Below are 212 nucleotides of genomic sequence, written 5' to 3' on the forward strand. Positions count from 1 at the left end.
ATCTGTCTTCGGCGGCGCGTTTCTCGGCTTCAGCCTGAACCGTGACCCCAACGGCTTCCCGCTCCGCCTCTTTACGGGCGTCAATAACTTCAATCTCTTTGCGACGATTAGCCTCAGCCACCTGACGCACTGTGATTACCGCTTCCTCTTTTTCAACCTTGAGCTTTTCGGCCTCGGCGGCGCGGGCCCTGGCGGCAGATTCTTCTTCCGAC

Annotated in this window: 1 protein-coding gene; it reads right to left on the reverse strand. The window is 58.5% G+C overall.

Annotated elements, in window-relative coordinates; translation table 11 throughout:
- A partial coding sequence (locus tag QCB45_RS11545) for a hypothetical protein (RefSeq protein ID WP_279421198.1) occupies positions 1 to 212 on the reverse strand: 212 nt, incomplete at both ends.

Origin of the sequence: Thiomicrorhabdus sp. ZW0627, from assembly GCF_029767005.1 — a bacterium.
Lineage (GTDB): Bacteria > Pseudomonadota > Gammaproteobacteria > Thiomicrospirales > Thiomicrospiraceae > Thiomicrorhabdus.